The sequence below is a fragment of the Mariniphaga sp. genome, from assembly GCF_041687215.1.
In the GTDB taxonomy this organism is placed as follows: domain Bacteria; phylum Bacteroidota; class Bacteroidia; order Bacteroidales; family Prolixibacteraceae; genus Mariniphaga.
Genome location: NZ_JAWLCI010000116.1, coordinates 1 through 5,472, shown reverse-complemented (window position 1 = coordinate 5,472; position 5,472 = coordinate 1). Strand labels below are relative to the sequence as shown.

Genomic DNA, 5,472 nt, shown 5'->3' with positions numbered 1-5,472 from the left:
TCAGGCATTTATGCTTACGTTATTTGCGAAGATCTTTCTGATAAAGAAATGGCCAATATTGAAAATGAAATTAGGGCAACGGTTACCAAATTTATCGGACCAATTGCCAAACCTGATAAAATTCAGGTTGTTAGCGGACTGCCAAAAACACGGTCGGGAAAAATTATGCGCCGTATTTTACGCAAAATTGGTGAAGGTGACGCTACCAACCTTGGTGATACCTCTACCCTGCTCGACCCGGGTGTTGTTGAAGAAATCATCAATGGCGCCAAAGTAGAAGTCAAAAGATAAATCATTATTTTAAAAGACATCTTCGAAACGGGGGTGTCTTTTTTTCTTTTAAAACATTCTTAAAACCAAAAAAAATGAAAAACCAAAAATCGTTTAACCGGGGATTTGTTGTACTTGGAGCAATTCTCATACAACTTGCTTTGGGCGCCATTTATGCCTGGTCAGTTTACACCAAATTGCTGGTAGAGGCCGAATGGTCCAGGGCAGAAACTCAAATGGTATTTTCCACAGGCCTTGCTGTATTTGCCATTGTAATGGTATTAGCCGGACGAATGATGCCTAAAGTGGGACCACGAAAACTTGCATTTTCAGGAGGAATAGTATTAGGATTGGGATATATTCTGTCTGGCCTGTTCGGAGCAGAAAATTTCATAACAACTCTTTTATTTGTCGGAGTTTTAGGCGGAAGTGGCATTGGTCTGGGTTATGTTGTACCAATCGCTGTTGGCATGCGCTGGTTCCCCGATAAAAAAGGAATGATTACCGGACTGGCAGTTGCCGGATTTGGATTTGGTGCCACACTTTGGATGGCAGTAGCAGACCGGCTTGGACCACTTGGAGGAGGTGAATTACTTGCCAGCATTGGTCTTTCCAAAACATTTATTGCTTACGGAATTGCATACCTGATAATGGTTTCTATTGGCAGCATTTGGATGGTTTTTCCACCAGAGGGTTGGGTACCGGAAGGATATGTACCGCCGGAGGCAACGAAAAAAAACTCAGCCGGTACCATCAATTTTACCAGTGGAGAAATGCTTCGAACCCCGCAATTTTACCTCATACTGGTTACTTTTACCTTTGGAGCCGCGGCCGGTTTAATGAGCATCGGTTTAATGCGTCTCTGGCCTCAGGAAGCACTCACCAAAGCTGGCGTTTCGCCTGAAGCTGCAGGAGCGGCTGCAACCCTGGCCATGGCTGTTTTTTTCGCATTGTTTAACGGCCTGGGAAGAATTCTTTGGGGAATAATAAGCGATAAAATCGGACGAAAAAATTCCATCATTATTATGATGGCAACCCAGGGATTGTTTGTAATCCTTTTTCAATGGATGGCCGAAAACGAATACACCCTTTACTTGTTTGCCATATTAATCGGGTTTAATTTTGGTGGAAATTTTGCCCTTTTCCCCACCATTACGGCAGACACATTCGGAACAAAATATGTTGGACAAAACTATGGCTGGGTGTTTTTAGCGTATGCTGTTGGCGGAATTTTAGGGCCCGTAATGGGAGGCAGGCTGGGAGACCTGAACAATTTTCCGTTGGCATTTACCATTTGCGGAATCCTATGTTTTGTGGCTGTACTTTCCATTGCTTTGGTAAAACCGGCAGCCAAACCTTTGGCAAAAACCACCCTCACAACTGAATCAGAAAATATTGGTGAAGTAAAAACTTCGGTCAGGTAAAACGGAAACAGATTTATTATTAAATATTTACTTTAAAGTTGAATAAGCCATAATGTTATTTTTGAGAGCCCGGATAAAAGTAAGTTATCCGGGCTTGATTTTTCAAAAAAACCGGAAATCCGAAACATTTTCCAAAATTGATGTTGTGAAACAGGTAGAAACAGGATTGTTTTTAAACATACAATCACAAAATTTGCCACTTATTTCATGTATAACATTTTGATAATGAAAAAATTTCATAGCAATTTTACAAATGCTACAGAAAGTTTGTAAAATTTTCTAACCTGATTTTTTTTCATGATTTTTATAGGCGAATTCTGCGACCTTTACGAAATCAAAATATAGGTTCAACTATTTAAAAACATACCAATGGCCATTAAGAAATTAGACAGTATTTTCAAACCGAAACGAATAGCGTTAATCGGTGTTTCCAATAATCCTGACAGTGTAGGTGGAATCACTCTTCGAAACCTTGTTGGTGGTGGATACAACGGGGTAGTTTACCCGGTAAACCCAAAACGGGAAGCAGTATTTGGAATTCCCTGTTACCCTGATGTAAAAAGTTTACCCAAGGTTCCTGACCTTGCCGTTATAATGACAGCAGCCAAGCATGTTCCACAAATTGTTCGGGAGTGTGGCGAGGCTGGAATTCACGGAATCATTATTATGTCGGCAGGATTTAAAGAAGCCGGCAAGGAGGGGAAAATCCTGGAAGACCAGGTAAAAGCAGAAAAAGCGAAGTTTCCCGATATGCGGGTAATTGGGCCAAACTGTCTGGGAATTCTGGTTCCCGGACTAAGCATGAACGTGAGTTTTGCCAATGGCATGCCTGAAAAAGGTCATGTGGCATTTATTTCACAATCGGGTGCCTTGTGCACCTCGGTCCTCGACTGGGCTTACGAATCGCACATCGGTTTTTCCTATTTTGTTTCCATTGGGAACAGCATGGACGTAAATTTTGGAGATTTGATTGACTACTTTGGTCAGGATCCCAGCACCAAATCCATTGTGTTATACGTTGAATCTCTTTCGAATGCCCGCAATTTTATGTCGGCTGCACGTGCCTTTTCGCGTGAAAAACCAATTATCGTTTACAAATCAGGTCGTTTCCCGGAATCGGCAGCAGCAGCGGCATCTCACACCGGAGCGCTTGCCTCCGAAGATTCCATATACGATGCTGTATTCCGCAGGGCAGGGTTAGCAAGGGTATATGATTTCGGGAATATTTTCGATTTTACCGACCTTGTTGGCAGAAAACGAATTCCCAAAGGAAACAGGCTGGCTATAGTCACCAATGCCGGAGGCCCGGGTGTTATGGCCACCGACTCCCTCATCTCGTGGGGAGGGAAACTGGTCAATCTCTCCGAAGAAACCATGAAAAAACTGAATGACTACCTTCCACCGTTCTGGTCGCGCGGAAACCCGGTTGATGTTTTGGGAGATGCAACGCCCGAACGTTTTGCAAAAGCTACTGAAATTGTTTTGGAAGATAAAAATGTGGATGCTGTTCTCGTGCTACTTACCCCACAGGCAATGACCGCCCCTACCGAAACTGCGGAAGCTATAGCTGAAATGGCCTCTAAAACCTCTAAAACAATTATGGCAGCCTGGCTGGGAGGGGCAAGTATGCGTGGTGGAATACAGGTGTTCAACCGTGCCGGAATTTCAAATTACCCCACTCCTGAGCAGGCAATTCGTGCATTTATGACACTTTCGCATTATGCCAAAAACCTTAAAATGCTTTTTGAAACGCCAAAAGAGGTACCTGTTTCGTTCCAATATGACCGTAATGATTTGAGGGATAAATATTTAAAAGAAATTTTCCCGAAAGCAAAAATCCTGAACGAAGACGATTCCAAAATGCTGGTAAACGATTACGGAATTGACACCACCCACCCGGCTCCTGCCGCAACCGAAGATGAAGCTGTTGCCATAGCACAGAAAAAAGGATATCCGGTTGTGATGAAAATTTATTCGCCCGACATTACACACAAATCAGACGTCGGAGGTGTTGCGCTTAATATTAAAGATGATGAGATGGTGCGGGCAACCTTCAGAAATATGGTAAAAACCGCTGCTGAAAAACGTCCTGATGCCAAAATAGAAGGGGTTACCATTCAGATAATGGTTGATACCAAAGACGCAGTTGAATTAATTGTTGGCACGAAAAAAGATCCGGAGTTTGGTACGGTTATGCTCGTTGGAATGGGTGGAACCAGCGCCGAACTTTTTAAAGATAAAAGACTGGAATTTCCTCCGTTGAATGAAAGCCTGGCACAGCAAATGCTTGAATCGCTTCAGATTTACCCGCTGCTTGAAGGATATCGCGGAGCGCCTCGTAAAAATATAGAAAAACTGGTGGAAGTGCTCATCCGCATGTCATACCTCGCGGCAGATTATCCTGAAATAAAAGAACTGGATATTAACCCGTTAATTGTTACACCCAAAGATGTAATTGCACTGGATGCACGAATTGTGGTGGACGAGGAAGTGATGAAACAACCGGTAAAAGAATACTCACACCTGATATTGCGCCCATACCCGGAAAGCCTTATCAGTACTGCTGAACTTAAAGATGGTTCACCGGTTTTGCTTCGTCCGATTAAACCCGAAGATGAACCGATGTGGCTGGATTTACTGGCAAGTTGCTCAAAAGAATCGATTTACCACAGGTTCCGTTACGATTTTTATTTCGATTCACACGAAGTGGCAACTCAATTCTGTTTTATTGATTACGACCGCGAAATTGCCATTGTGGCCGAAGTGGAAGATGAAGGCCAGAAAAAACTTATTGGTGTTGGCCGTTTAATTGCAGATCCTGATGTGGAAGTAATGGAATACGCTATTTTGATTACCGACAAATGGCAGAAAAAAGAACTGGGGTATATCCTTACCCAATACTGTATGGAAATAGCAAAAATCAGGGATATTAAACTGCTGGTGGCGGAAACAACACGCGACAACAAACCCATGATTTCTGTTTTCAGAAAACTGAATTTCAAAATCAGGTTTAACGAAGACGGAACTGTTTCGGTTCGAAAGGACCTGACAGAATAATAAATTTTATAATGATGTAACGTTTATACTCCCGGCAACCGGATTTTGGTCAGCCGGGAGTTTTATAAACAAAATAAATGGATATCGGGAAAATCAACGAAGCAGTTAAACTAATCCGGAAATCGAAATACATGGTAGCCTTTACCGGCGCCGGAGTTTCAGTAGAAAGCGGCATTCCACCTTTCAGAGGAGTTGGCGGATTATGGAACACAACCCATCCTATTTTTCTCGAAATTGATTTTTTCAAAAAAAAGCCATTACAGTCGTGGAAAAAAATAAAAGAAATATTTTACGACAAACTCGGTGACGCAGAACCAAATGTTGCGCATGAAGTATTGTCCAAAATGGAAAAACGCAGTTTTTTGGAAACTATTATCACACAAAACATCGACCACCTGCATCAAAAAGCCGGGAACAAATATGTTTATGAGTTGCACGGAACTTATAAACAACTTGTTTGCACCGAATGTGGTTCCGAATATGACATGAGTTTTGCCGATCTGAACTTTCTTCCGCCAACCTGTTTTGTTTGCAAAGGAATTTTAAAACCCGACATGGTTTTTTTTAACGAAGTTATTCCCTGGTTTGCAAAAAAACGTTCGCTTGAGGAAGCACAAAAAGCCGATCTTCTTCTAATTATTGGTACCAATGCCGAAGTTCTGCCGGCTGCCGAAATTCCTGAAAGAGCAAAAAGAACCGGGGCAAAAATCATCGAAATCAA

4 protein-coding genes are annotated in these 5,472 nt (G+C 42.3%); all 4 read left to right on the top strand.

Features of this window, described 5'->3' with window-relative positions; all coding sequences use genetic code 11:
• The coding region (locus ACESMA_RS21290; protein ID WP_411289416.1) for an AMP-binding enzyme at positions 1 to 291 on the top strand (291 nt) is incomplete at its 5' end.
• 74 nt (positions 292 to 365) lie between these two features.
• Complete coding sequence (locus ACESMA_RS21285; protein ID WP_372950901.1) at positions 366 to 1,694, top strand: OFA family MFS transporter; 1,329 nt, start codon at positions 366 to 368, stop codon at positions 1,692 to 1,694.
• Positions 1,695 to 2,063: 369 nt separating this feature from the next.
• Complete coding sequence (locus ACESMA_RS21280; protein ID WP_372950900.1) at positions 2,064 to 4,751, top strand: GNAT family N-acetyltransferase; 2,688 nt, start codon at positions 2,064 to 2,066, stop codon at positions 4,749 to 4,751.
• 77 nt (positions 4,752 to 4,828) lie between these two features.
• Positions 4,829 to 5,472 (top strand): SIR2 family NAD-dependent protein deacylase (locus tag ACESMA_RS21275; RefSeq protein WP_372950899.1); only part of this gene is annotated, 644 nt, incomplete at its 3' end.